Source organism: uncultured Ruegeria sp. (assembly GCF_947500045.1).
In the GTDB taxonomy this organism is placed as follows: Bacteria; Pseudomonadota; Alphaproteobacteria; order Rhodobacterales; family Rhodobacteraceae; genus Ruegeria.
In genome coordinates this window covers 111,443-136,989 of the sequence record NZ_CANMQQ010000007.1, presented here as the reverse complement: position 1 = coordinate 136,989, position 25,547 = coordinate 111,443, and the positions used below count along the sequence as shown (strand labels likewise).

Annotated in this window: 26 protein-coding genes; 15 read left to right on the top strand and 11 right to left on the bottom strand. The window is 54.2% G+C overall.

All coding sequences use genetic code 11. The features are described from left to right. Positions 1–896 precede the first annotated feature (896 nt). Positions 897–1,808: a homocysteine S-methyltransferase family protein gene (locus Q1B46_RS13385; protein ID WP_282154232.1), complete on the bottom strand. Its 912-nt coding sequence runs from the start codon at positions 1,806–1,808 to the stop codon at positions 897–899. 346 nt (positions 1,809–2,154) lie between these two features. Here Q1B46_RS13385 and Q1B46_RS13380 point away from each other — a divergent pair, with 346 nt between their 5' ends. Together Q1B46_RS13380 and Q1B46_RS13375 are read left to right on the top strand one after the other, a co-directional pair. Further along, positions 2,155–2,589: a hypothetical protein gene (locus tag Q1B46_RS13380; RefSeq protein ID WP_282154233.1), complete on the top strand. Its 435-nt coding sequence runs from the start codon at positions 2,155–2,157 to the stop codon at positions 2,587–2,589. Between the two features lie 328 nt (positions 2,590–2,917). Beyond that, a complete protein-coding gene (locus tag Q1B46_RS13375; protein ID WP_299948740.1) occupies positions 2,918–3,751 on the top strand; it encodes a polyhydroxybutyrate depolymerase in 834 nt (277 codons plus the stop codon). Between the two features lie 370 nt (positions 3,752–4,121). Here the strand turns inward: Q1B46_RS13375 and Q1B46_RS13370 are convergent, their stop codons facing one another. After that, positions 4,122–4,634 carry a DUF6714 family protein gene (locus Q1B46_RS13370; protein WP_299948738.1) on the bottom strand — a complete coding sequence of 171 codons (513 nt, stop codon included), beginning with the start codon at positions 4,632–4,634 and terminating at the stop codon, positions 4,122–4,124. A gap of 213 nt (positions 4,635–4,847) precedes the next feature. On the opposite strand from Q1B46_RS13370, the gene Q1B46_RS13365 reads away from it, so the two are divergent. The 5 genes from Q1B46_RS13365 (at position 4,848) to rpsU (ending at position 9,950) form a co-directional block, all read left to right on the top strand. Beyond that, on the top strand, positions 4,848–5,330 hold the full coding sequence (locus Q1B46_RS13365; RefSeq protein WP_366871533.1) for a GFA family protein: 483 nt from the start codon (positions 4,848–4,850) through the stop codon (positions 5,328–5,330). Continuing rightward, a complete protein-coding gene (locus tag Q1B46_RS13360; RefSeq protein ID WP_299948736.1) occupies positions 5,327–7,021 on the top strand; it encodes an adenylate/guanylate cyclase domain-containing protein in 1,695 nt (564 codons plus the stop codon). Before Q1B46_RS13365 ends, Q1B46_RS13360 begins: the two co-directional genes overlap by 4 nt. Before the next feature lie 289 nt (positions 7,022–7,310). Further along, positions 7,311–8,177 (top strand): NAD(P)-binding domain-containing protein, encoded by an 867-nt coding sequence (locus tag Q1B46_RS13355; RefSeq protein WP_299948734.1) that lies wholly within the window; start codon positions 7,311–7,313, stop codon positions 8,175–8,177. Beyond that, positions 8,119–9,219: a nitronate monooxygenase gene (locus Q1B46_RS13350; protein WP_299948732.1), complete on the top strand. Its 1,101-nt coding sequence runs from the start codon at positions 8,119–8,121 to the stop codon at positions 9,217–9,219. The genes Q1B46_RS13355 and Q1B46_RS13350 overlap by 59 nt, the downstream gene beginning before the upstream one ends. Positions 9,220–9,749: 530 nt before the next feature. After that, positions 9,750–9,950, top strand: coding sequence for a 30S ribosomal protein S21 (rpsU, locus tag Q1B46_RS13345; RefSeq protein WP_040700433.1), 201 nt, complete (start codon positions 9,750–9,752; stop codon positions 9,948–9,950). Positions 9,951–10,158: 208 nt separating this feature from the next. On the opposite strand, the gene Q1B46_RS13340 is transcribed toward rpsU, so the two are convergent. Next, positions 10,159–10,812, bottom strand: coding sequence for a DUF2461 family protein (locus Q1B46_RS13340; protein ID WP_299948730.1), 654 nt, complete (start codon positions 10,810–10,812; stop codon positions 10,159–10,161). A 619-nt stretch (positions 10,813–11,431) separates the two neighbouring features. Between Q1B46_RS13340 and Q1B46_RS13335 the strand changes: the two genes are divergently transcribed. Then, positions 11,432–11,749: a polymer-forming cytoskeletal protein gene (locus Q1B46_RS13335; RefSeq protein ID WP_299666632.1), complete on the top strand. Its 318-nt coding sequence runs from the start codon at positions 11,432–11,434 to the stop codon at positions 11,747–11,749. Positions 11,750–11,933: 184 nt separating this feature from the next. Here the strand turns inward: Q1B46_RS13335 and Q1B46_RS13330 are convergent, their stop codons facing one another. The 3 genes from Q1B46_RS13330 to Q1B46_RS13320 form a co-directional block, all read right to left on the bottom strand. Beyond that, positions 11,934–13,187 carry an MFS transporter gene (locus Q1B46_RS13330; RefSeq protein WP_299948727.1) on the bottom strand — a complete coding sequence of 418 codons (1,254 nt, stop codon included), beginning with the start codon at positions 13,185–13,187 and terminating at the stop codon, positions 11,934–11,936. 205 nt (positions 13,188–13,392) lie between these two features. Continuing rightward, positions 13,393–14,310 (bottom strand): DMT family transporter, encoded by a 918-nt coding sequence (locus Q1B46_RS13325; RefSeq protein ID WP_299948725.1) that lies wholly within the window; start codon positions 14,308–14,310, stop codon positions 13,393–13,395. 180 nt (positions 14,311–14,490) lie between these two features. Continuing rightward, positions 14,491–15,405 carry an NAD(P)-binding domain-containing protein gene (locus tag Q1B46_RS13320; RefSeq protein WP_299948919.1) on the bottom strand — a complete coding sequence of 305 codons (915 nt, stop codon included), beginning with the start codon at positions 15,403–15,405 and terminating at the stop codon, positions 14,491–14,493. Positions 15,406–15,456: 51 nt separating this feature from the next. On the opposite strand from Q1B46_RS13320, the gene Q1B46_RS13315 reads away from it, so the two are divergent. Next, on the top strand, positions 15,457–16,374 hold the full coding sequence (locus tag Q1B46_RS13315; RefSeq protein ID WP_299948723.1) for a LysR substrate-binding domain-containing protein: 918 nt from the start codon (positions 15,457–15,459) through the stop codon (positions 16,372–16,374). 88 nt (positions 16,375–16,462) lie between these two features. Here Q1B46_RS13315 and Q1B46_RS13310 read toward each other — a convergent pair whose 3' ends face one another. The 4 genes from Q1B46_RS13310 to Q1B46_RS13295 form a co-directional block, all read right to left on the bottom strand. Continuing rightward, positions 16,463–16,858: a nuclear transport factor 2 family protein gene (locus tag Q1B46_RS13310; protein WP_299948720.1), complete on the bottom strand. Its 396-nt coding sequence runs from the start codon at positions 16,856–16,858 to the stop codon at positions 16,463–16,465. A gap of 277 nt (positions 16,859–17,135) precedes the next feature. Beyond that, the gene (locus Q1B46_RS13305) at positions 17,136–17,624 is read right to left on the bottom strand and encodes a hypothetical protein (RefSeq protein ID WP_299948718.1); all 489 of its coding nucleotides are present in this window, start codon (positions 17,622–17,624) and stop codon (positions 17,136–17,138) included. A 55-nt stretch (positions 17,625–17,679) separates the two neighbouring features. Continuing rightward, entirely contained in the window at positions 17,680–18,252 is a 573-nt protein-coding gene (locus Q1B46_RS13300; protein ID WP_299948716.1) for a carbonic anhydrase, read from the bottom strand. 47 nt (positions 18,253–18,299) lie between these two features. Next, positions 18,300–19,406, bottom strand: coding sequence for an NmrA family NAD(P)-binding protein (locus tag Q1B46_RS13295; protein ID WP_299948714.1), 1,107 nt, complete (start codon positions 19,404–19,406; stop codon positions 18,300–18,302). An 87-nt stretch (positions 19,407–19,493) separates the two neighbouring features. Here Q1B46_RS13295 and Q1B46_RS13290 point away from each other — a divergent pair, with 87 nt between their 5' ends. Then, the gene (locus Q1B46_RS13290; protein WP_299948712.1) at positions 19,494–20,081 is read left to right on the top strand and encodes a TetR family transcriptional regulator; all 588 of its coding nucleotides are present in this window, start codon (positions 19,494–19,496) and stop codon (positions 20,079–20,081) included. Positions 20,082–20,331: 250 nt separating this feature from the next. Here the strand turns inward: Q1B46_RS13290 and Q1B46_RS13285 are convergent, their stop codons facing one another. After that, a complete protein-coding gene (locus tag Q1B46_RS13285; RefSeq protein ID WP_299948710.1) occupies positions 20,332–20,844 on the bottom strand; it encodes a GNAT family N-acetyltransferase in 513 nt (170 codons plus the stop codon). Between the two features lie 256 nt (positions 20,845–21,100). Between Q1B46_RS13285 and Q1B46_RS13280 the strand changes: the two genes are divergently transcribed. From Q1B46_RS13280 to Q1B46_RS13260, 5 genes are all read left to right on the top strand, one after another. Beyond that, entirely contained in the window at positions 21,101–21,718 is a 618-nt protein-coding gene (locus tag Q1B46_RS13280) for a transposase (RefSeq protein WP_299948708.1), read from the top strand. Further along, the gene (locus tag Q1B46_RS13275) at positions 21,600–22,124 is read left to right on the top strand and encodes a transposase (protein WP_299948917.1); all 525 of its coding nucleotides are present in this window, start codon (positions 21,600–21,602) and stop codon (positions 22,122–22,124) included. The genes Q1B46_RS13280 and Q1B46_RS13275 overlap by 119 nt, the downstream gene beginning before the upstream one ends. A gap of 538 nt (positions 22,125–22,662) precedes the next feature. Continuing rightward, on the top strand, positions 22,663–23,646 hold the full coding sequence (locus Q1B46_RS13270) for a LacI family DNA-binding transcriptional regulator (RefSeq protein ID WP_299948706.1): 984 nt from the start codon (positions 22,663–22,665) through the stop codon (positions 23,644–23,646). Further along, complete coding sequence (locus Q1B46_RS13265; RefSeq protein ID WP_299948704.1) at positions 23,643–24,662, top strand: extracellular solute-binding protein; 1,020 nt, start codon at positions 23,643–23,645, stop codon at positions 24,660–24,662. Before Q1B46_RS13270 ends, Q1B46_RS13265 begins: the two co-directional genes overlap by 4 nt. A gap of 60 nt (positions 24,663–24,722) precedes the next feature. Next, positions 24,723–25,544: an ABC transporter permease gene (locus Q1B46_RS13260; RefSeq protein WP_299948702.1), complete on the top strand. Its 822-nt coding sequence runs from the start codon at positions 24,723–24,725 to the stop codon at positions 25,542–25,544. Positions 25,545–25,547 lie beyond the last annotated feature (3 nt).

Genomic DNA, 25,547 nt, shown 5'->3' with positions numbered 1-25,547 from the left:
TTCGGACCAGCCGGCTTGGTCTTCGCAAGTTGCAGGACGAGTGTGAAATGATCTCTCTGGCGGCCTTGAACACACGTCAAAAGGAACTGTATGCAACAGGGTTCATTTATCGCGCGGAATGAAGATACGCATCACTCCGCACACGGCGTAATAGTCAAGAGCAAGGGCAGCTTAATGCCCTTGCTTGGTCGGTTCGTTAAAAGGGGAACCGGTAATGCGAGGGAGGTGGGTGTTCAACCTCCGGCGGAAGGCCGACGTCCTTTCTCAGGTGAGCCGGCAACTCGGCTCTTCCGCGCAGAACAGGCCGTTCCACGCTGGGTCGATGGGCGAAGATTGCCGCTAGCCGCAGTAAGAGGCCACGCGACCGGCTGATTGGAATGTAAAGTGATAAGCTTGGCATTGTTCTCTCCATGAAATGATGGAAAGCCGCCACATGAGGAAAACACAAAAAAGGCCGCTCACGAGGCGGCCTTCAGATCGGAAACCTGTCAGACCGCTTTAACGGGCTACTGCGCCTACCGCGCGAAGCATTGAAGTCTGACAATTCATCATATCTGATCTCTCCTGTATCAGGGTTTCCAACTCCGTGTGCTACCAGACGAGTGATTTCAATTCAACAACCCATACATGTATTGGTCGAATTCCGCCGGATAGCCAGCTCACAAGCGTTGGGAATAAACCTACGTATTGTTCTATTTGCAACCAGTGGCGACGGCGGCGGCATTTGTCATTTCGCGAACTCTGCGTTCGCAGCGAACGGCGGCTGTGCGGGCTCAAGCGCAGCATATTGACCAATCAGTGATGGGCAGGAATGGGCCGCCTCCCAACAAGTTGCGGAAAAAAATCACGGTATCACCTTAGATATCAGCGTTATCGCTCAGATTGTACCAAGTTGATTACGCCAATTCGCCGGCCATCGATTTCAGGTGGCGCATGTCGGTACCGCAGCATCCTCCAAATACTTGAATCGATGGATTCTGCTGCGCAATCGCGGCAATCTGTTTACCAAGCTCAATTGGATCGCCTTCGTCCAGTTCATCTGCTTCGTCAAGTTCCGCATGCGAGCAGCTCGAAGCGTTCGCCACCATGCCTCTAAGTCGTGGGTGGTTGCCAAGCGCTCCGGCGAAATGGGTAGGATGAGCGCAGTTGACCATAAAAAACAGCGCCGCTGCGTCGGTTGCCCCGTCGATATGGTCAATTCCGTCCACAAGTTTGGTTCCATCTGCCAGGCACCCGTCTGTCTCAACAACCAGAGACATGATGATCGGCAGATCAGCGTCTCGGGCGGCGAGGATGCATCCCGCTGCCTCGCTTGGGCGGTTGAATGTATAAGCGGTGACCAGGTCGACACTTGTGTCTTTCAGGCTGTGCATTTGAGCGGCGTGGTATTGACGTGCATCTTCGACGGGTACCGGCGGAATGTTGGCGTAAGGATCATAACGCGGGCCGATACATGCTGACACCAGTACATCATCGCGAGTGGCAGCTTGGCGCACGCCCTCGACTAGACTGACCGCATCCTTGTTCACCTCAACGAGCCGTTCTGCATCGTACCCCAAGGGCCCTGCTCGGTCGGCGTTCGCCATCCATGTGGGCGCATCAAGGATGCATCCGACACTCATTTCACCGGCGAGATCGACAAGTGCCTGCATTTGACCAGCCAGTATTGCCCTGGTGTCAGGTTCTTCCAGCAATGGAAACGACGCGAAACCGGGTAGCTCAACCCCATGATTAAATATCAGGTCTGTGCCAGTGCCAGCATAAACCAGAAAGGTCTTGTCACCTTCGAGTGGGAACTGTCGCGCCATTCTGATCCACGCCTATTGCTGTCAAATCTTCATAGAAATCTATATTGTCTTGGGTCTCCTGTGAACCTTAGGGCGACGACAGGGTGTCTTCCCTGAGCATGACCTCATCTGGCCGGGCAACTGGCAACCGCAGCGAAATTCTTTTTCTGCGGGCTGCACCGCAGCGTCATCAAGCCCTTGCCGATGCCCGATTTGGTCCGCCATCAATTGGCTGGAACCGCGTAACCCCGTACAACATTAGTGGTGGGTCCGCAGAGTTATTGCTGATTGTAAATGCTTTGAAGGCCCTTAAGATGAGTGGCATTCTTTGGAGAACCAGATGAGAGTCCTACGGATTAGCCTGCTTTTGGCGACACTCGGTGTTCCCGCCAGTGCTGACGAGCAACGCATCGAAATCAACAATGTCTACCCTCTAAATCAAGAGAACTTTGACCTTGGGGATCACATTTTTCACCTAACAGACAATCGGGGTGGTTTCGAAGTAATTGAGGGTCCAATGGATGATGGGCCTGCCAGATGTTTGGGTTCTGGATTTGGATTTGAAGACGGCACCAACTCAATCAATGGAATATGCGTTTTCGGTGAAGGTGATGACACTTTTATCATGCGATGGAAGGCCGGGGAAAAAGGCGAGGCAAACACTTGGGAAATCGTCACCGGGACGGGGCGCTACGAAGGAATGACTGGCAGCGGCATAGCGACAACAGATATCGCCTCAGCATACCAAGCGCTGCCCCTGAGGCGAACTCATATTGTCGGAACCGTGGAAATCCCGGACTAAGACGGCAGCGGATCTAGTATCTGTCCAGTTTCGATTGGTCTCGAACTAAATTGGTCTTAAGTGGCTTTTGCAACTAGGTCTCAATCCTTCCGGGATCACTTGCCTTAGTGCGGCGTACGTCCGCTTAGTCCCGCGAAATGTGAGTTCGTGTATCGTCCGCCAGCAACTCAAACCATCATCTCAATGGAGTAAAAGCCGCTGATGCACTAACAATCTTTTTGGATCAGTCAGGTGAGGCTGCTCAGCAAAGTTGAATTCTGCACCACCGCCGTCTCAAAAAAGCCCTTTCCGTAATATGGTACGGTCAGACATCGGGAGGGACCCAGATATGCTCGAAAAGGTAACAATCGCATTGTCCATGTTTCTGATTTCGGGGCAGGCCTTTGCGCTTGATTGCGGCGAAGTATCCAATCCCTGCAAAATAGACACCGGTGAATACCACATCGCCCTACCAGATGAATGGCGGGGCGGGCCGGTCGTGATGCACTTGCATGGTTATGGCGGGTCCGGAGCAAAGGTACTTAAAAACAAGCAGTTCGTCGAAGCATTCACCGCGCGGGGTTATGCGTTTGTGGCACCGACCGCATTGCCATGGCTGGAAGGAAAACCTGCTGACTGGTCGGTTAGGGATGGGTGGATTACCTATCCCCGCTCTGATGTCAGGTTTCTCCGTGACGTGCTGGCGGATCTCGTGACCCGTGCAGACGTAAACCCGGACCAGGTGCTGCTGACAGGGTTCTCACGAGGTGGTTCCATGGTGTGGGAAGTTGCGTGCCTCGCGCCTGACCTGGCGCGTGGCTATGCCCCTGCGTCCGGTGGCTTCTGGCTTCCCATGACCGAGGAGTGTCTTGGCCCCGTTCATATGCTTCATACTCACGGTTTTGCTGACAAGGTTGTGCCGCTTGAGGGCAGATCAATACACAATGAAGAGTTCGATATCACCATTACCCAGGCCGATGTCTGGGAGGGTCTTGCGTTGTGGCGCCGAAGAAACGAATGCCAACACAACGCGACAGAAAACGAAGTGACGGCCAATCTTTGGCGCAAACGGTGGGAATGCGAACACGGTAGTCTTGAACTCTTTTTGCACGACGGTGGGCACGGCAACCCAAAAGAATGTGGCACGATGGCGCTCGACTGGTTCGAAAGCCTGGAAAACTGACGAAACAACGAAATCGCAATGGTCGTATTCATTCAGTCTAAATCGGCCCATTGGTTCTGAAGTCACACCGTGCTGGGCAAATCTTACCAATCCTTAAAGAAAACTGCCCAGATAGCAGCAATGATGGCACCGGTACCGGCAGCGAACACCAATGCGATTGCGCTGAAGCACAAACGCGGTTGGCTGGAGCAGTGAATAATCGAAAAATGAATTCTTATCTGGCCTCTAAGCAAACCATCCGCTGCAATCGATATAGCAAAAAAGGGTAAGTGACAGCGCACTGGATCCCCCCATAGTCGTTGCCATTGCTCATCCTCAGTCCATGCCAACGGTAAACCGGTTACGACGAACAGAGTTGCGAAGAGCCACATCAAATACGTAAAAATCTTCGACCCGGCGACCGCACGCCCTGGTCAATCCAGTAATTGACCAAAGCGGATTCCGCAAATTCACCGAGATCAGGATGGTCGCTGAAAAAGTACAGAAACCTCAACACGGCCTCTTTCTGTGCAGGCGTCAATTGGTTGAACTTGGACTTCCTGAACTCATGCAGCATTTCTTTCGATGTGCCGGGGTCGAGTGCAAGTAGGATGCTTTCACTGGCATATTCCCGGCTGTCTGAATTTAGCAGCGTCCAAATCAGATATGCGGGCAAGTAGTACTGAAAGGCTTTGGCGCTGAAAGCCGTGGGGGCAGCGTAATTGTATATGATCATTTGATCGGTCATCTCGTGCCATTTGACCCCGCCGTAGAATTCAAGAATATCCACGTCATCCATACATTCGGGGTGAAGAAGTTCACCATCAGCAGGTGGATCAAGGCCGTCAAATGCAGCAATGATCCGGGTTGCAAGATCTTCGGTTGTTGTCGCTACCTTTGGCATGGTGACATATTAAACTGGCTGAAACCCCGAAATCGAGTGATTGCGATGGACACCGGACAAAGGCTCTTTCAGGATATCGTTCGAAGTTCAGCAGCGGAGATGAAGAAGCCACTTTGGGGCAGCACAATAGGGATGTATGTGTAGAAATGTATTGAGGAAGTCGGGTGTCCCTAGTGTGTTACAAAGAGCGCCCTTGATCGATTTGGGAAAAAGATGATGAGCGGCGTTTCTGAAACCTACCAAGGAATCTGCTACTGCGGCGCATGTAGTGTTTCTACCACCGGTAAGCCGATGATCATGGCTTATTGTCATTGCCACTCTTGTAGAAAGTGGCATTCAGCGCCGGTCAATGCTTGGTGTCTCTGGTCGGCAGACAAGGTCTCATTGTCAGGGCCGACGGTTCAATCGGACAAGAATGATGAGAGCCATCGTGTTTCCTGCGGTAAATGCGGTGGTGCATTGGTGAATATCAAACCTGGTAAGGACATCGTCGCGGTTTACGCGATGTCGCTGGCCGAATCCGATTTGAGCTTTGAGCCGACCTTTCACATCTTCTATGGCGAACGTGTTTTCGACATGGCCGATGGCCTGCCGAAGTGGAAGACGGTTCCGACATCGTTTGGTGGGGATGGGGTCGTTGTGCCCGAACCGGACAAAACCGGTTGGATTCCATTGAACCCGCGAGCCCAAGGGTGAAACGCAAACTCACTTCGATCTTGGCAGCCGACATTGTAGGCTTTTCGCTGCTTGTGGAATCCGCCGAGGAAGCCACGCTCGCGCGTCAGAAAGAACTGCGCCTATCCGTGCTCGACCCCGGCATCGAGCAGGCTGGGGGTAAGATCATTAAGTCGACCGGCGATGGATTTCTGGCCGAGTTTTCAAGCGTGGTGGAAGCGGTGCGGTTCGCGATTTCGGCACAAGAAGCGATGCGGGCAGAGGAAGAATCCGTGCCTCAAGATCGGCAGATCAGTTACCGCATGGGCGTTCATCTGGGCGACGTGGTTGTCGATGACGGCGACATTTATGGCGACGGTGTGAATCTCGCGGCTCGCTTAGAAGGCGCAGCCCCGACCGGCGGGATCTGCATCTCCGCTGCCGTCCGTGACCAGATCGTTGGCGTAATGGACGGGCTGTTCACGGATGTGGGCGAGTTGACGCTGAAGAACATCTCGCGCCCGATCCGCGCCTTTGTCTGGCCTCCCGACCATGGCGGTGCATTGAACAGTGTCACCACGCCGTCCATCGGGGTTACATCCAAAAAACCAACGATAGCCCTCGCCGCATTCGAAACCCTTGGCAACAATGACGATGCCAAGATGCTGGCCGAAGCTTGCAATCACACGGTAGAGGCGGCGCTTGCCAATCTTACAGGGTTGGATCTGATCGCACTCGAGGCGGGCTCGGACCATATCGCCACGGCGGTGTTTCATGCCTCCGGCAATCAGGTCCGCGCCACCCTTAAGCTGCGCGAGACGGGTACATCGGCAACCTATCTGACCCAGCGGATGAACGGTGATCTTTCCGACCCCTTCTTGGCAGAAGATCTGTTGTCAGGGGAAATCGCGACAACCATCCGATACGGGATTCTGCAACGAATTGCTGAGCGCGCGGCTGAGACAGAGACAAACGATCCTGAGGCAATGCTGAACCTTGCAGGGCATTACATGATGGGATCGCAGCCTGAAGAATGGGAGGCGGCGGGACGTCTGCTGGACAGGATCCTGACGGTCCAGCCACGCAATTTTATGGCCGTTGGGATGAAGGCGAACACGTTGATCGGCGAATTGGTATGGGGTTACCGTCCGATACGCACGGAGGATATCGAAGCGGCCGACGCCGGGTTGAGCAAGGCGGTGTCGTTGAATGACCAAAGCGACTACGTGCACCTGATCCGGGGGATTTTTCATTACGGTATTACCGGAGATTTGGATGCAGCGGTGCGGTGTGTTGAACGAGGGTTCGAAATAAGTCCGCAGTTTGCCCAGGGGCATATGGTACTTGGCTGGATCCAGAACTTGATGGGCCAACCAGAGCTTGCGCTGAAGTCTATCAAAAAGGGCTCGTTTTCTCTGGCCAAGAACCGGATATATCACCGTGTCCCACAAGCGTTAGCCCAGACCTATCTGATTATGGGTGATTTCGAGAATGCCATCGCCAACGCCAATCGAGCGCTGCAAAACTCGCCGGGATTACCAGTCGCTCAATTGTATCTTGCCAGCGCGGCTGGTCAGGCTGGTCTATCTGATCAAGGAGAAAGGGCGCGGGATGCCTTATTGGCGTCCGATCCGGACTTCCGGATTAGTGGCGTGCGCCGGTTCCATTTTCAGGACCCCACGCGGTGGGACGCAATTCTGGATGGGCTTCGTGCAGTGGGGTTGCCTGAATAGATTCTCAGACGAGGGGGAACTCAACTGAACGCGCACACCGCGCGAACTCGCTCGTTTTGATGCCACTTTGAACGACGGCATTCAGATCGCGTCCCGTGCTCATGCCAGCGAAGAGGAACTGCGCAGCATCGCGCGGATGGCGGGGGACACTTTTTTACCAACCTACGGGAACCCAAGGCCCAGGATGATCCTGTAACGGAGCTTCAGAATAAGAACCACCATTCATGATACGTGTTATCGTTCGCTTGCTTGGGTTCTAAAACCCGAATGCCATGTTGGGGGGTCATTTATGAAAAGTGATATTACGGTGGTGGGATTGGGAGCGATGGGGTCGGCGTTGGCAACCGCGCTCATGGATGCGGGGCGTAGCGTGACCGTCTGGAACCGTTCGCCAGACAAAATGATGCCGTTGCAGGAAAGAGGCGCTCAGGGTGTCTCTGATCTGAGTGAAGCCATTACCGCAAGTCCAAAGACGGTGATCTGCCTTCTCAACTACTCAACGACAAATGCTCTCTTTGAAACTCCAAAAGTCTCGAAAGCAGTTGCCGGACGTAATATTGTTCAGCTCGGCACGTCATCCCCGCAAGAATCCGAGGACAGCAAAGCGCAATTCAATGAGTGGGGCGCAGGCTACCTTGATGGTACCATTATGTGTTGGCCTGATAATATTGGGAAGCCATCGGGGCGGATCGCGGTCGCTGGGGACAGTACCACATTTTCTGAATGCGATGGCGACCTCAATGTACTCGCTGGGGACATGCGCTATCTGGGTTCAAATGTGCGTTCTGCTGCGACCTTGGAACTTGCGTTTCTCTCGCGCCTTCTTGGTATTATCTTTGGGAGCATTCACGGCGCATTGGTATGCGAGGCTGAAGGAGTCCCTGTGTCACAGTTCACCTCAATACTGCCGCCGGGGGACAGAGCAATTCCGCTGACCGAAACGATCCACGCAGGTTCATTCGACAAGATTTCGGGAGGTGGAGCTTCAGTCGATGTCGCGGGAGAGGCAGTTACTGGATTGTACGATCACGCTATTTCTATGGGTATTAACAGCGAACTCCCGACGCTGATGCGTGAGTGGGTTAGGCGAGCGCAGGATGCTGGTTTTGGAAGCCAGGAGACTGCAGCCGTTATCAAAACCCTCAGAAAGCGCTGAAGCGACAACAATACTGCAATCAAACACCTATATTCAGAGAGAACAACTTGTGCGAACGGAATTTTGCCGAACATTTGGCATTGACTACCCAGTGGTTTTGGCTCCCATGGCCGGGGTAGTCTCCGACGCCTTGGTTGCGGCTGTCAGCAATGCAGGTGGGCTCGGTTTGGCACCTCTTTGGCACGTTGACGCAGACGAGCTTCGAAAATCGGTGCGCAACATAAAGCAACTCACTGACAAGCCATTCGGTGTGAACCTGAACATGGATTTCCCGAGCATTGAGCATCTCGACATATGCCTGGAGGAAGGCGTCGAGGTCATTTCTATTTTTTGGAAAGCGCCTGGGGATATGCTCGCCCACGCCAAGTCTGGAGGCGCCAAAGTCATTTACACCGCTGGTGATGCAGCTGATGCAAAGGCTGTAGCAGACCTTGGCGCTGATGCGATTTGTGCTCAGGGATGGGAAGCCGGAGGTCACGTCCGTGGAACCGTTGGGAGCATGGCGCTCATTCCAGCGATTGTTGATGCGGTTGGTCATGTGCCGGTCGTGGCAGCCGGTGGAATTGCAGACGGGCGTGGATTAGCGGCGGCGCTATCGCTCGGTGCTTCGGCAGTATGGGTGGGGACGAGATTTCTTGCAGCTTCTGAGGCGTATGTTCATACAGACTACTTGTCACACCTCTTAGCGGCGTCTGAGAATGACACGGCCTATTTTGACAACTTGTTCAACATCGACTGGCCCAATGCACCTCATAGGGTCTTGAAAAACAGCACAACCCAAATGTGGGAGAATGCAGGCCGCCCGAAAAGCGGCCAAAGACCCGGAGAAGGTGACGTTGTGGCATTCTCTGAAAAGAAAGGCGATGTTTTACGATATCAATCCAAGACGCCCAGTGCGGATTTAACGGGCGATGTTGAAGCCATATCAATGTGGGCAGGACAAGGCGTTTCAATGGTTAGGAAAGTTCAACCCGCTGGAGATATTGTGCGAGAAATCGTTATCGAGGCGAAGGAGGCACTGGAACGCATTCTCCACCAATAAAGAAAAACGTTGCCGCCTTTTGGCGGACATTGACCGACTGGCCCGCGAATAGCGGATTGGCCCGGATAGTGTTGAAAAACTCGGAATTTTCTCGCTCTCGTATTTTCACCAAATTCCTGTGCAACTTGAAAGTCAGTCCTGTTTGCGTTTGACAGGTTGAAAGAGCCGCTCACATGGCCACACCCATGTTTTGGCCGACCCCTTGCCGAGTTTGCAGCGGAGAGGCTAGCCGAAGTTCAATGACTGCTTCGTCCGCGGACTCCCAGTTCGTCGCGTTCCTGATTTTGCGCTTGCAGCGAAAGTCGGCTCTGACGGGCCGCACCGCAGCGCTCGAATGGACAAGTGAATGGCGGGTTTGGGCCGTCTGCGAATTCAATATCATCTAGCCTAAATGGCAGATGCTGTGTGCATGACAATTGCCTCCGGCCCCACCTGCACCCGTTATGCTGTACAATCCAGGACAAGATTGCTATTTGGCCTATTCCTGCAAATCCTTGCAAACTTCAGACTAGAAAGGTGGTGTAAACCACATGCAGGTTAGTGTTCGCGACAACAATGTTGATCAGGCCCTTCGGGTTCTTAAGAAAAAGCTCCAGAAGGAAGGCGTTTTCCGTGAAATGAAGCTCAAGCAACATTTCGAGAAGCCATCCGAGAAAAACGCGCGCCAGAAAGCTGAAGCGATCCGCCGCGCCAGAAAGCTGGCACGTAAGAAGCTGGAACGCGAAGGATGATGTAATCATTCCTCGACGCTGAAAAGCAACCCCCGTTGTCCGATGGCAGCGGGGGTTTTGCGTATCAACGGGCTATTTGGGACTCAGAGTACTACAAATTAGCTTCATGCAGTACGCGTTTTGCATTGCCGAGAACGCAGACTGTGTTCACGGATGAAGCGTCATCCCACGAAAACACCCCCGCGCGCATTATTCTTTCTGCGCAGAGTCAATCGAAGTAGTGCACCAGCGGGCGGGCGGCGCGGAAGATCTCAATCAGCAGATCGATTACCTCGTCGTCAAGCAGTAGAGCGTCTGGCAAATCTTTGCGGCATCCCAGGCCAGCCATTTTCAGATAGGGCGCGGCGGGGTCGTTACTTGCAAAGCCTTCCGGCACAGTACTCAACGCCTTTCGCGTGACAATTCCGTCTGGGAATGTCTTCTTAAACTGAGGGTCGTCCAAGATGGCTGTCAGGCCGCTCGGATCATCGATCATACGCGTCCACATTCGGGCGAGCGCGTCCTTGGAGGGTTTAAAAAGTGCACCTCCTGCGTAGCAATTTTCTGGCTCGATGTGGAGATAGTATCCGAAGCTTTCCTCGGGATCACCAGCATTGGTAAAAACATCCACGTCCGAGCGGTATAGAGCACGCCCGATGCGGTCTCGTGGTTCCTGAAAGAATTTGGTGAAGCTTCGCTTCGGTTTGATCCCGGCCTCAGCGACGAAAGGATCAAAGCGATCAGTATAGTCGTGCAGTGTCATTGCGATACCAGCGAAATTGCGCAAGGCGTCATCGCGTTCTTCGCGGTGCTGGTCCATCCAGGCTTTGCGGTTGTTCATTCCGAGATCCGCAAGGAACGCAAATGTTTCTGGCTCTACCACGGGCGCAACTCCTGTTTCGCAGTTGCCAAGATGCCCAATACGGCTATCTCACCAAGTCACTTCAAAATCGCAGTCGGCCTACGCCGATTTATTCTGTGCCTTTTTGCCAGTTTTGGTTGGCCTCTCCCCATGTCGTCCGGCAGTGCCGTTGAGCGCTTGATGCCAAGCAGGCTTCTTGACAGGGTTTGCACCCGGGCGCTTCGCCTTGGGCTTTTTGGATTTAGGCATTGGGTGTCCTCTCTTGGTTTCAGGCAGCCATAGAAGGTTTGAGACCGAATTGATACCACCCAGTTCGGGTGTGGACATGACGTTAAGAAACAGAGATCGAAGCAGTTCAATCGTCTCTCCATGTGAAAACTTATCAGGGTTAGATTCGCCCCAACAACAGAATAGATCATTTCGGAATGCTGCGTCGCGTATGAACGGCAGCAATAGCGGGCTGCAGCGTAGCATAATTGGGTCCAGTCAGGCGACTACTTTGGGCTTTGCTCACCCAGTTTCGGCAAGCGCGCTACGTGGCATCGTACACCTGCACACGGCTCAAATTTCCGTTGGGGAAGGTGTTCAAATTCCAATTTCCATTCTAGGGTCGCCATTATCTCAATCAGAGGATTTCAATGTGTCGAGCTCAATAATTGAAGAAGATCTGACAATCGAAGGTAATGTCAGTTCAAGCGGGGGAAGTGTCGAAATCAATGGCTGCGTGGTCGGCGATGTCAGCGCTGAGACGATCACCGTTCAGTTGAGCGGGTCGGTTGACGGGGCATTGTCGGCAAAGAAGATCACGGTTGAAGGTAAGCATAAGGGCCGCTTAAATTGCGATGATCTAAAGCTTGCATCGACTTCACAGGTTCAGGCGGATGTCGTGGCCAAGGCGATGGAAACTGAAAGCGGCGCTAAGGTTGTGGGTAAGGTCAAAATCACGGGTCGGCAATAGACAACGTCCGGTAAAACACTTGCAAAAGACACAGGTGTAGTGTTTGCGATTGCCGGATATTTGAATACATGTTGGGCGGCTCGACTTTCTACCAGGTGGACACCACCTAATCCAACCTGCGAGGCGTCGAACTGGTAGAAATTATGACCTGCAGAACAATGCTGGCAGCCCAAATGTCTTTATCTTAAGGGTCTTCTTCACTGGCATTCGCATCTTCTTCCTGAACCCAGGTCTCAGCTTGCAAAACTCCAGGTTGGGCTGCACCGATAATGCCCACAACCTGCACTTCTCCGGTTTCAACGGGGGCAGCAACTTGAAAGCGGCGTATCAGGGCAACCAAGGCAACAGAAATGCCAATACCGACCAAAAGAAACTGTAAACCTCGGCCACCGAACAGAGATATCGAGTTTGGTCCCAACATGGTTCCAGCAAGCAAACCAATATTCAACAGCAACACCATAGTGCCACTGGCTGGCACGATCTGAGAAAGCTTCAGCTGATCATTCGCGTGTGCAGTCAAGATCGAATAGGCGGGGTACAAGCCAATCGCGATCAGCACAAACCCATAGACAATGTGTGACGGCGAGGTATCGACCGCCATCCAGAGGCCTGCAAGCGCGGCGATTGTTCCTAGCCCAATGATTACATAGCGTCTGTCGGTATGATCGGAAATCCAACCCACCGGGTATTGAACAATGGCACCGGCGATCAACGCTGCAACCAGAGCCCCGGATGCTTGCGCGGCTGAAAAACCCTGCTGCAAGGCGTAGAGTGGCAACGTGATATACGATGCTGCGACGCCGATACTGACCAGAACTATGCCGATGACGGCGATGGGTGACACTTTGTACAACCGGGTAACAGGCATACGTTCCGGGACGGTGTATTCTGGCGCTTTGTTGCCAGATAAAAGCAATGGCACAATTGAAAGCGAGATCAATATTGAGACAACCCCAAAAAGCAGATTTCCTGTGGGGTCAGGAAAACCTACAAGCGCCGTGCCCAGTGCAGGCCCGGCAAGTTGAATGATGAAGTAGAGCGATAACACTTGTGCACGTGTGCTGTTGTCGGATTTTGCGTTCAGCCAGCTCTCGGTAATTACATACAGACCTGGGTAACAAAATCCCCCCAACAAACGCATGACGCTCCAACTGATCGCATTGCTGGTGAGCAAATGGACAATCGCGGCGATGGAAACCAATGAAGCAAGAGCGGAGAATGCCCGAATGTGTCCAACGTTTTCTACCAACCTCGGCGCCAATGCTGTCCCTGCGAGTGCCCCAAGCGGATAGCTGGCCTGCATGACCGAAATCGTAAAGTCGCTAAACCCCAGGCTCGCCCCGCGAATTGTCAATAATGTCGCCAGTAGGCCATTGGCGACCATCAGCATGAGCATTCCAAGAAACAGGGCCCAGTTTTCGTTCAAAGCGCGTATCATGGCCAACGGCTATTGTAGGGTAAGGTGCGTGTATACCAATCTTGCGACATGAAGATGTCGCGAGACAGAGGTTCAAAAACTCCGCCGATCTGACTTTGGCAAAGCCAAATTGCTGCGGTCTCGATGAAAGTCCGGTTTGAGCAACTAGCAGCGCGGCGCTGATTGCGGGGTATAGATCGTAGGTATGGGCCGTGGGCTTCTATTACTATGGAGCGGTGATGGGCGGAGGCTTTAGGCGCTTACCTAAAACCGCATTCCCAGCGATAGCCAAGAGCAAAACCACTCCGCCGGTTAAGGTGTTCACGCTCGCCGTTTCCCCCAGAAACAGCCAGACCCAAAGCGGGCCGAGCAGGACTTCGGCCAGAGATAACAGGGCGAGCTCTGCTGCAGGGAGGCTACGCGAGCCCAGCGTGTAGAGGATCAGACCTGCGCCGACCTGGAACACTCCCATACCCATCGCGATGCCGCCGTCATTCGAGCTCAGAATGACCGAAAGCCCAAGCCCCAGGCAAATCCCCAGCGTTATGACAATTGCGAAGAGACCCGAAAGAAAAACCGCTGGCAGCATTTCTCCCGTTCGTCCCCATCGTAGCGCGACGGTGAAGACGGCGAACCCAGCCGCTGAGCCAAGGGCAGAAAGGCTCCCCTTCAGCGCAACGCTGCCGAAATTTTCGGCGACCATGATCGCGATCCCGCCGATTGCGACGGCGATCGCTACCCAAGTTGCGGCGCGCACGGGTTCTCGCAACACAATCCACCCGAGTACCGCAGCCATGAACGGCGCTGTCGCAAAGAGCAACATGGCATTCGCAACCGAGGTGTGCTGGATCGCGTAGATCCCACCAGAATAGGCCGCGACCAGTGCAAGCCCGGCGATAACAACTGGGGAGCCAACGCGACGGATCTGAACAAATGGGTTTTCACCTGAACGCATTCGAATAAGCACGTACAGGAACAGAGACATGCTGATCGACCGGTAAAGCAGAATCTGCCACACTACAGCATCTTCGATTAGACGAATGCCAAGGCCAACCGTTGACCACAGAACCCCTGCCGCAAAGACGAAAAGGACGCCGTACTTATGGGCATCCGCGTTGGAAGAGGGCGGCGCTATGAATGTCATGTTGGACCGATCAAGAAAGCTTCTTGGCTTAAGTTAACTTCTCGGCCAGAGCTTTGATCACTCATATGCGACATCGGTGCGGAATGCAGCACGATGCACGAATGGCAGCAATACGAAAACTGCACTGCGGCGGTGATGGGCGCGATGAATGACTGGTACGGGCCGCTTGAGTCTGTTGCATCAGGCATCGGTCATATGTTGAACAAGCGAGGTCAGTTGTTTGTCGCCATGGCCGTCATCCCAGGCCGCCTTAGTGCGGTCATGTATCAACTGAATAAAATCAGCCGGAGCATTAAGTGAGAGATAGGTCTTCAACGCATCCTCTTGCGCCATCGCGTAAACCTTCAGAGAGGCTTCTGCATTGTCGTAATCCTCGGTCGGAACGGTTCTGGCAAAGAGATCATGGTAGTCCTTGACCAATTTGATCGTGGCAGGAAGTTGGTCGGCATAAATTTGCATCGGGATGCCCGCTTTCTGACAAACAAGTGCACCGTATATCATTCCGAACATAAACCCCTGCCGAACCGTGAAGAGGCCGGCGAAGAGCGCGGCAAGCGCCGCTGGCTTCTCTCCAACATGGGCGGACTTTCCACCCAGGTTTCCGATGACGCTGCCATAACGGTCCCAGGTTCCGGCACTGCCGACCGTCAGGATTGTGGTTTCGTCACCGCCAATGCCAGAAGGGTAGGCATTGATCATGCCAAGCATGTAGCCAGCCCCCTGTTTCTCTAGGATGGCGACCAGTCTATCGGCATCCGAGGTATCGCCCGTGCTCATGTCGCAGATAGTCTTACCCTCTAGCGAAACACTCAGCCCGTTGACTAGTTCAACTGTTTCCGTGTGGCTCTTGATACAAATGATGACAAAATCAGGCGCCGCGATGGCATCATTCGGTGAGGAGCAGATGGTGGCGCCAACCTCAGCGAAAACCTCTGCCTTTTCCGGCGTGCGGTTCCAAACGCTGACATCGTGACCTGACTTGAGCAGGCAATGCGCCAGCGCTGACCCCATGTTGCCCAGTCCCAATACAGCAAGTTTCATGATCTTAGCCTCCTGTGTCCGCCAATGAGTTCCAGCACCAGCATGCGCCGGCAGGGGGAGATGGCATAGTTGTAAATTTTTCTATATTGTTAGATGGTCTAACTTATGGAATGGCGCACGCTTCCCTCGTTGACATCTCTCAGAGCTTTCGCCGCCGCCGCCGAGTTTCAAAATCTGACCCGGGCGGCAGAGGCACTGAACGTGACCCATTCCGCAGTCAGCCAGCAAATCCGAGTGCTAGAACAACAACTCGGCACCCGGCTTATCACTCGCACCCGGCACGGCATTTCTCTGACATCGCAAGGCGAATTCCTGTCGGCTGGCTTGCTTGAAGCCTTCGCTGAAATGGCCTCCGTGACCGAGAGGGTGACGAGTGCAGAGTCGGTTCGACCGTTGGTGGTCAGCGCGACTCCGATGTTTTCAAGCGCGTGCCTCATGCCGCGACTGTCGACGTTCATTGACGAATTCCCCAATATCGAATTGAGGATCGATTCAACGATCCAGGCTGTCGATCTCAAGCCGGGCGGAATTGATATGGCCGTACGATACGGAACAGGTCGCTGGCCAGGGCTTGTCTCACAGATGCTGCTACCTGGTTGTCTGACGGTCGTCGCGTCCCGCGAACTGATCGGAAACAGGGTGCTCAAAAACCCTGTAGAATTGCTTGATTTCACACTTCTTCAGGAACAGGCGTCGGTCGAGTTTGATCTGTGGCTGGAAAAGACCGGCATCCCGCCCGAAGCGGAACGGAGAGTGATCCGCATGCCGGGCAACATGCTGTTGGATGGCATCCGCCGAGGTGACGGTATTGGGGCGACAGTACCGGCCTTTGTCTCTGACGAGTTGAAGTCAGGACAACTCGTGGCGCTGTTTGATGATCCAATACCACGGATCGGCTATTACCTTGTCACGCTGTCTGGTCCGGTCCGGCCAGCGGCAAAACTGTTCATACAGTGGCTTTCAAAATCAATTACCGAATACGAGAAAAGCATGTTCCGATGGCCGCCCGCTCACCTGTTGTAGACGACAAAGAGCACCGACTAGAGTCAAATTGGGTCTGACTTGCCGTAAATGACTGTGCGTACAGTGCGCGAATTGGCGCCGGATATGGTCATGTTTCCGCAACTTGGCGTTCATAATCCACACCATCATACCAACCGAGCGAATTGGTGACGTTCAGGTCGTCGTCTAAGTCCCACTCTTCCCAGCCCGAGAAACGAACATGGTTACCAGTCTCTTTATGATGGCCTTCGAAAGTCCACGCATAGACCATGTGGTGATCGGCGACGAGAACCGTGTCGAGGTTAAGAACGAGGTCAGGGAAGTCAGCCATAAATCCCGCCGCCATGTCGCCAATCTCCGTCCGGCTCTTCATTGGGTCGCCACCGTTCATTATCATGATTGTATGTTCAGCATATCTTCTGGCGACATCGCCGGGCGCCCGGTTTGTCCAAGCAGCGCAATGATCTAGAGCTATGCGGCGGGCGGTTTGTACATCAAGTGTCATCTATATCTACATGTCCTAAAAATCGCGAAATACATGGTTGCAGAAACGTTAGTCGGGTCTCTGAAAGCAATCAAGTTTGCTTAACAGCGCTTCTCAACGATGGCAGGTTTGTTCGTCTCACGGCCATCCGCTCATTGAAATTGCTGCGCTTTGAACGAACGGCAGTTCTCGGAAAGCCGATGGGTGAACTCTGAGAGATATCTAATGCCGACTGTGGGCCGTGAGACTCAGTGGGGCAGGCAGCAGCACTGCCTGCCTGAGAAGCACATTTGTTCTGTCATGCCGACGCCGTCTTGGGCCATTCTGCCTTCAACAGCCGTGCAAAGATCATCACATGCGTGACCAAAAGTACCGGGACAAAGAATGTTGGAATGAACCAAGTGGGGCCAAAGTAGTTAATTGCCTCGGCTTGACGCAAGGCGTTCACCAAATCTACAGCACCAAGGATGTTGAAACCCCACACCAACGGAAGGGCGGCCACTGATCCCCATCGCAAAGCGATAAGCGCGGCGATTGCCAGAAACGCCGAGAGTAAATCGCCATAGCTGGCGCTGGTTGCGAACGCCTCGGGCAACCCTCCGTTGTTGAGATTTGGTACCAAGAAGCTCATTCCGATGTGTCGGAAAGCATGTGGCAACAGCAGGATTGAGAGCGCTGCCGCCGCCGACAGCCGTGCAAGCCAGGGTGCAACGTACCACGCCGCGATCAGAGCAAAGACAAAGAGACTCATCGCGAACTGAAGAAGGAATATCACTGTGGGCGTCATCTGATCGGTCCTTTCGATATGCGTTTGTTTACGTGAATTGGAGGTAGGCAGACCTTCACCCTCGAACCGCAGTTTGCGATACCCTCACCTCGGCCCGGATCGCCCCCAATGATTCGGCCGGAGCAATCTCGTGGGCTGTTCCAGTGGCGACATCATAAAGCAAGGCTGAGACGGTGATCGCGTCCGGTACCTCCGGTGCTACCGCTAGGCGCTTGATGTCTGCGAAAAGGTCGCTTTCCTGATCCGTGATCGCGTAATCGGACACATCTATCCCAAGCTTTTTCAGCAGCGCGTCCTCAAGGTCTGGATTGGACAGCCGCTGGGCTCCACATTGTGTGTGCTGCATCAGGATTACGTTGAACGCCTGTTCGCGGCCCTCCGTCATGACGCTCACCAGAAAGGCGAGGGTGGCGATTTCTTCGATTGCGGCGCGTGTAACCCGTCCGCCATTGTTTCGGATTACAACCGCATCACCAAGCTCTAGCCCGAGGATGTGCGCGGGATCGACCCGGGCATCGCCGCAGGTCAGAACAACCGTTCGCAACTTTGGCAGGATCGGCAGGTTAGCACTGTCAAAGCCCGCCGCGAATTCTTGGTTTCGAGTGATGAGTTCGTCCTGAATGTTCATTCAGAGGTCCTTTCGTCTTGGGGGACAATCCTTCGTCTTGCGTAGTGTCAGGCGACACGCATCGGTGCGGTCTTTCTGGCGGTGGGCTGGTGACTTTCCGCCCACGCGGCATCGTCTTGGCAATACGACGGGGAAGAAAGCTGAACGTAGTCTCGCTGCATCTGTGCGCGATCAAGATCGAAGGAGCGCGTCGTGAGGATCTTCAGAAAGCTGCCGATCGCGCCTATGCTGCGGGACAGGCTGCGCGCCAAGTCCGGTTGATCAGCGACCTTGCGCCGTACAATGCTTTCGAAGGCTTCAGGTTCGTGCCCGCTGACTTGGAACACGTCTTCGGTTGGGGCGTTCACCGCGAAGGCGCCTCGCCTGTACTCTTCTGAATAGATTGCAAGCTGGGTGACTGCCGCTTCCGAATAGTTTGCTGGGCGCAGGGCTTTCAGCGCCTTGACCATCATACGCTCGGAAATGTCGACATAACGTACCCGCCGCCCCAGCGCGCGGCCCATTGCTTCAGCGATCTCGTTGGGTGACAACAGCGTTGGGCCCGTGGGACGATATGTCTTGCCTGCATGGTGTGCCGGATCCGTCAAGGCACCGACAACTACGCGGGCAATGTCTTCGTTTGAGGGGGCGGCATTCTTCTTCACGTCGCCGTCGCCGAGCGGCATCGTGAACTGCCCAAGATGGGCCGCCATGTCCAGTACCATCAGGTAGTTTTCAGCAAACCAGCCGACATTCACCGTGGTTACGGACATCTCGGGGCGCATGCCGATCAGGATGTCGCCCAGGTAAACTTCGCGTGTAAACAGTGATGGGTGATCTACGCTCGAAAGCCATTGGCTAAGTGTAACGACATGTTCAACCTTTGCTTCGTAAGCCGCAGCGGTGAAGACTGCGTTGAAGTGCAGCCCGTTGGGTGCCGTCGGGGCGCATTGATACGCCCGTTGCACGCCCTTCATGGCTTTGCGCATGTCGCTCAGCGAATATTGGTCGCCCACGAATAATTCAGCGCCCGCGCGATCTAGCATGTCAGAACGATGATCTCTCTGTCGTATGAACGCACGGACTGGGTAACCCTTGGCTCTGAGCTGATGTGCAACGTGCAGTCCGGTCTTACCGCTTGCACTTGTGACAAGGATATTGGGTTTGGTAGGCACGGGCACGCTCCTTTAGATGATACTTGCAATCTATAATTTAGATGATACATGTAATCTTAAATGTCAACCCCGTCTGGGAGCGCGAAAATGCCGAGGATGTCGGAAGCCGAGAAACAGCGCAGTCACAACAGGATACTGGATGCTGCAGCGCAGTTGTTCCGCGAACGCGGGGTCGAAGCGACCAGCGTCGCTGACGTCATGAAGGCAGCCGGAATGACACATGGCGGTTTCTACCGGCACTTCGAGTCGAAAGAGGATTTGATCGCGACAGCCTTCTGGCACGCAGTCGACGATGTGGTTTCCGACATGGAGCGCGAAGAAACCAGCGAAGGGCGAAAGAAGGAGCGCCAAGGCTACATAGCTAAGTATCTTTCCCAAGCTCACGCTCAAGATAGTCGGAACGGATGCCCGTTGGCGGCGATGGGAACAGAGCTTGCCCGCACAACGGGCGCGCCCCATCAAGTGGGCGCACAGGCGTTAGATCGCATGGCGGCCCTTTTGCAGGACACGTCGGAAACCGGTTCGGGTCAGGGCTTAGCTGCGATGGCGCTCTTGATGGGCACGATTACCCTGGCTCGTCTGACGGAATCCGAAGAAGAGGCAGACCGAGCGCTGGAAGCAGGGCGCACAGCCATAGGTTTGCTTCAGGATTATTGGCCGAAAGAAAGATCCTAACTGTGGCAGAGTATCCAGAGAATTTGACGGCTATGTTGTGGTTTGCCGTCACCCGCTATTCGACAATGCTGCAAGGTGCACGAACGGCAGCAATGCGCAGGCTGCGCTGCAGCGTCGAGTGGTGAGGCCAACGGTAGGAATGGGCCGTTCCCCGTGTCAGTTATTAGCGGGGCATGAGGCTTTGCTGCAATGGCACCGAGGTCAGAATCGAGCCCAAAACGGATCGAAAAAGGTTTATCTTAAACACTTCTCAATCGAGTGCCAGCACCATGTAAATCACGTGTGGAGACACGTCCCTTTGATGCTCCGCTTCTGGATACCCGTCTATTTCGCGGAAGCCCAACGACCGATAGAGCGTATGAGCAGAAGACATGAAATCGGCAGTGTCGAGATACATCTCAGAATGCCCGGCCTTGCGCGCTTCATCGACCAGTTTCAGTATCAGTCTTTGCCCAAGACCTTCACCGCGCGCGGCCGGACGTACAAAGAGACGTTTGACTTCGACGGCTCCAGGGCGGATTTTCTGAGAAAAGCCAACGGCGTTTGCTACTCCCAATGCATCTCGGGCCAAGACCGTGCATCCATCCGGCGGCAAAAACATTGCAAGGTCAGAAAGCGCGCCTGCGAGCGCCACGTTGACATCGACATCAAGGTTGTTTTGCTGATTGAAGAGCGGGACGGCCCAGTCGAGATACTCACGAAGCAACGCTTCGATTTCCGCCCTGTTGGTGAACTGGTCAAGAACTTCGAGCGTGTGGGGCATTTTGTGGTCCGAATTTTGGTGTTGATCGGTCGCCATTAACCTAGAACGCTCTCGGATGACGAGCAATTGCATTCAAAGCGCGAACGACCGCAAAGTCCGCATAGTTGACCTTGCTGCCGTCTGAATCGGCGCGATGTCCAACCGAATCCGTCAGATGACCGGTTTGAGCCCTAAGCATGCGTAATTGGGCTGACCCTGATCTGAGGTCGAGCTCTCGATAGGAACACAGGATGTCTGTGAACAAGGGAGAAAGACGATGGAGTATTTTGCCGGACTGGATGTGTCGCTGCGATCGTGCGCGCTGTGCATTGTGGATGCGAGGGGTGGCGTTGCCTTTGAGCGCGAACTGGCCTGTGATGTCGGTGAAATCGCCCAGTGTCTGAAGAGCTTCGCTCACCCGATTGCGAGGATCGGGTTTGAGGCTGGCACCATGAGCCAGCATTTGTTCTATGGGCTTACGAATAATGGCTTTGATGTCGTCTGCATGGAAGCTCGCCAGGTTAGCGCCGCCTTGTCGGCGATGCGGAACAAGACCGATAAGAACGACGCCCGCGGCATTGCTCATATCCTGCGAACTGGCGGGTTCAGCCCGGTCCACATGAAGAGCAGAGAGGCACATGGCACACGCGCGCTGTTGAGTTGTCGCAAAGCCTTGCTCAACAAGACAATCGATCTGGCGAACGAGGTTCGAGGCCTCTTGAAGATCTTCGGGCTTCGCCTGCCCAAAACTGTCCAGCATGGTAGTTTCGATGCCGTTGATCGAAGCCGACGAGGTCTTGGCGCACGCCATGTTGCCGCTGTTGGATGCCCGGCTCGAGTTATATCGGCAGTTCCTCGATCTGGATCGGCGGGTCAAACACGCGGCCCGGAGTGACAACGTCTGTTTGCGGATGATGACAGTGCCAGGTGTCGGTCCGATAGCAGCGCTAACCTTCAATGCCGCCATTGATGATCCTGCGCGCTTCAAAAGATCCCGCACTGTCGCTGCGCACTTTGGCCTGACGCCACGACGATACCAGTCGGGTGAGCACGACAATCCGGGGCGCATATCCAGAGCTGGCGATCGAGATGTTCGCGCAACTCTGTACGCTGCGGCCAATGCACTTCTGATGCGAACCATGGCGGGGTCTCAAATCAAATCCTGGGGGATGCGTCTGATGCGTACCAAAGGCCGACGTCGCGCTGTCGTCGCTGTTGCGCGCAAACTGGCTGTTCTGCTCCACCGCATGTGGGCAGATGGCACCGAGTTCCGTCCGGTGAAGGTGGAGGGCACAGCATGATCTGAACCGCCCAACACCAAAACCGAACGGGGTCGTCCTTACCGGACGAGGTTCGTGGATGAAGCCGAATATGGCTGCTGCGCAACGAGAAGCGCGTCCCTAAGCGAGGCTCTCCACTTCCAATCCGACACATGCGTGCATCGATGTCCCACGCGGCATCAACCAGACTGCGAAGAGAAGCGTGACCCGGATGAGCAACAAACGCCCCAATCGAAAAAGGAAAACGAGCTTGACCTATAAGCCCAATTAGAGAAGCGGCCATTACAATTTCTCGCTGCGCGCGCTCGCAGCACGGAAATTGTTGCACCGACGTAAAAACACTATTCGAAACACAGCGGAGATTGCAGCCATTCGTGCGGGCCGCAGCAAATCTGAAACCGCGAATTTACAGGTTGCGGGACCTTGCCGTGATTAACTGCACGCGCACCAACGGCTGCTTTCGTTGCATTATGACCTACGCCAGAGATTAATCGTTTAATCAATCTTGTTGACAGACACAGTTTTGCGTGATTAAACGTTTTACCAATCGGGGAAGCACATGGCCAACATCAAGCAAATTGCTACGGACATGGGCGTATCGGTCGCAACTGTTTCAAATGCTCTGACTGGCAAAGGCCGTGTCTCCATGGATATGGTGGAGCGCATTCGCAAGCGCGCCGACGAATTGGGCTATCGTCCCAGCCTTGTAGGTCGCGCCTTGCGCGGCGGCCGGACTGGAATTCTGGGATTGGTGATGCCCGATCTGACTAACCCGCTATTTCCACGCATTGCGCAGCATCTTTCGTTAGTGGCCGACAGCCGCCACCTGGGCATTCTAATAGCAGATTCACGCGGAAATTCCGACGAGCAAAGCCAGGCTATAGATCGCCTTGTTGATCGAGGTGTCGATGGTTTGTTGATTGTGCCGCAGAAAGGCACATCGCCCGGACCTCAACGAGTTCCGACGGTCATAATCAACACCGCCTCGGACCCGGATAACACGGTCTCTGCGGATCATGTCGGTGGCGGCAACTTGATCGCGACACACATTGCCGGTCTCGGGCATCGCAGCGTGGTGATATTCGGCGGTGATCCAGTGTCTGAAGTGCAGCGAGACAGAATTGACGGAATGCTTGCCGGATTGAAGAACGCAGAGGAAATTCAAGTGCTCTGGGGCAACGAAGGTGAAGGTCTTGGGGGATTGATCCCGGCAATCCACAAAGGCGCGACGGCAGTCATGACCACCTCGGATCTTTTGGCGCTCACAGTACATTCGCACTTGGCCCGTGCCGGGCTTTCTGTGCCGGGCGATGTCAGTCTGACTGGATTCGACGATTTGCCCTTAGCGACTGCCATGCACCCAATGCTCACAACCGTCGCACAAAACGTCGCCCAAATTGCTGAACGCGCGATCGATCAGCTTTCACGCAAGATCAGCGGCGAACCCATGCCGGACACGCGCGTTACCGTTCCCATGCAACTTGTAGCAAGACACTCAACTGCAAACCAAAAACAAATTACCAACTTGGAGGTCTCTCAATGAAAACGACAATCTCACTCGCAGTCCTTTCCTGTGCCTTGGCTACGAACGCTTTCGCGCAAGACAAAACTCTGACCATCTCAGTCTATTCTTTTGCCCAAGATGCCTACAAAGAAGCGCTCTATGATCCGTTCGAAGAAATTTGCGGATGCGATCTGGTTGTCGAAACCGGCAACAGCGTCGAGCGTATGGCCAAAATCGAGGCCAACGCCAACGACCCGATCATCGACATGGCTGTGATTTCCTCCCATGACGCCCTTAGCTTGGCGCGCAAGGACCTAGTGGCGGCACTTGATGTGTCCAAGCTTTCAAACCACGCAAAACTCTATCCCGCTGCACAAGATCCGATTGGTGGCAATAGGGCCGTTGGCTACACGTTCTACGCCAGTTCGATCGTCTACCGGACCGACTTGGTCGAAATAAACAGTTGGGCCGATCTGCTGAACGAAAAACTGGCTGGGAATGTTTCGCTGCCAAATATCACTGGCACACAGGGACCGCTGACATTGATGATGCTGGCAAAGGCCGCTGGCAATGACAGCACTGACTATTCAAGCGTCATCTCCAGCATCGGAGAGCACGCCGATGACATCGTCACCTTCTATTCCCGTTCCTCCGAGCTTGCCCAGCTGATGAACCAGGAAGAGGTTATCGCCGCACCGGTCGGTCGTTTTGCCTGGAGCCGTTTCAAAAGTTCGCCGTTACCATTTGCTTGGGCCGAACCTGCTGAGGGTCAAGCCGGCGGCATGAACGTGATGATCATGACCAAAGGCAACGGCAACGAAGAACTCGCCTATCAGTTCATGGATTACTGGTTGTCGACCGAAGTGCAGACCCGCGTTGCCGAGGCGCTGATCGACAGCCCAGCGAACACAGAAGTAATAGTCAGCGATGACGTCGCCGACAATCTTACTTATGGGGCAGAGTTGATCAATTCGCTTAGCATTCTTGACCCCGCAGAGATTATTAACAACCGCGAGACCTGGGTCGAACAGTGGAACACTGAAGTCATCAAGTAAAGTGATCGGGGCGGCGGCTGTGCCGCGCCGCGCATCGACCTTTTAAAACGGATCAAGTTGATGTTTTTCGACACCCGCGAAGGGCTAGCACTTGCTTTGCCTGCCGCCATCTTTGCGCTACTGCTCTTTATCGCACCTGTTGGAATCCTTTTGTCAGAGGCGTTTCAGTCGGACAATGGGTGGACGCTGCAGGGCTATATTGATTTTTTCGCCAAACCGCTGAACCGTACTGTTTTTCTGCGCACATTGAAGCTTGGGATTCTGGTCGCGGGAACGGCTGCGGTCATTGGGTATGCGGCGGCCTTTTGTATCGTTAACCTTTCCGCTTCGGCGCGGGGCCGTGTCTTTGGGCTGGTGGTTTTGCCGCTGATGATCTCTCCTGTTGCACGCACATATGCTTGGATCGTCATTCTGGGAAGGACCGGTATCGTAAACGACACTATTGTTGGGCTGGGCCTTTCAGATACGCCCATACGCCTGCTGTTCACCGAAACGGCGGTATTCCTTGGCCTGCTGCAACTCTTTATGCCGCTAATGATTATCTCGCTTGTCTCAGCGATGGAAAACATCCCGCGCGACGTCATCCCTGCTGCAAGGGTGTTAGGCGCGAACTGGTTTCAGGTATTTTTTAAAGTCATTCTACCCCTCACCAAAGAGGGCCTTGTCGTCGGCGGAACGCTTGTCTTTACCGGGGCACTAACGGCCTACATCACGCCTGCGATCTTGGGTGGGTCCAAAGTGCTGATGCTAGAAACATTGCTGTATCAGCGGGTGAATGTGGCCAATGATTTCGTTTCGGCCAGCGTGATCGCGATGATCCTGATCGTCATGTCGTTCTCAGCCAACCTGTTGCTGAAGCGCATCGCCACGGCAAGGAAATAGGCA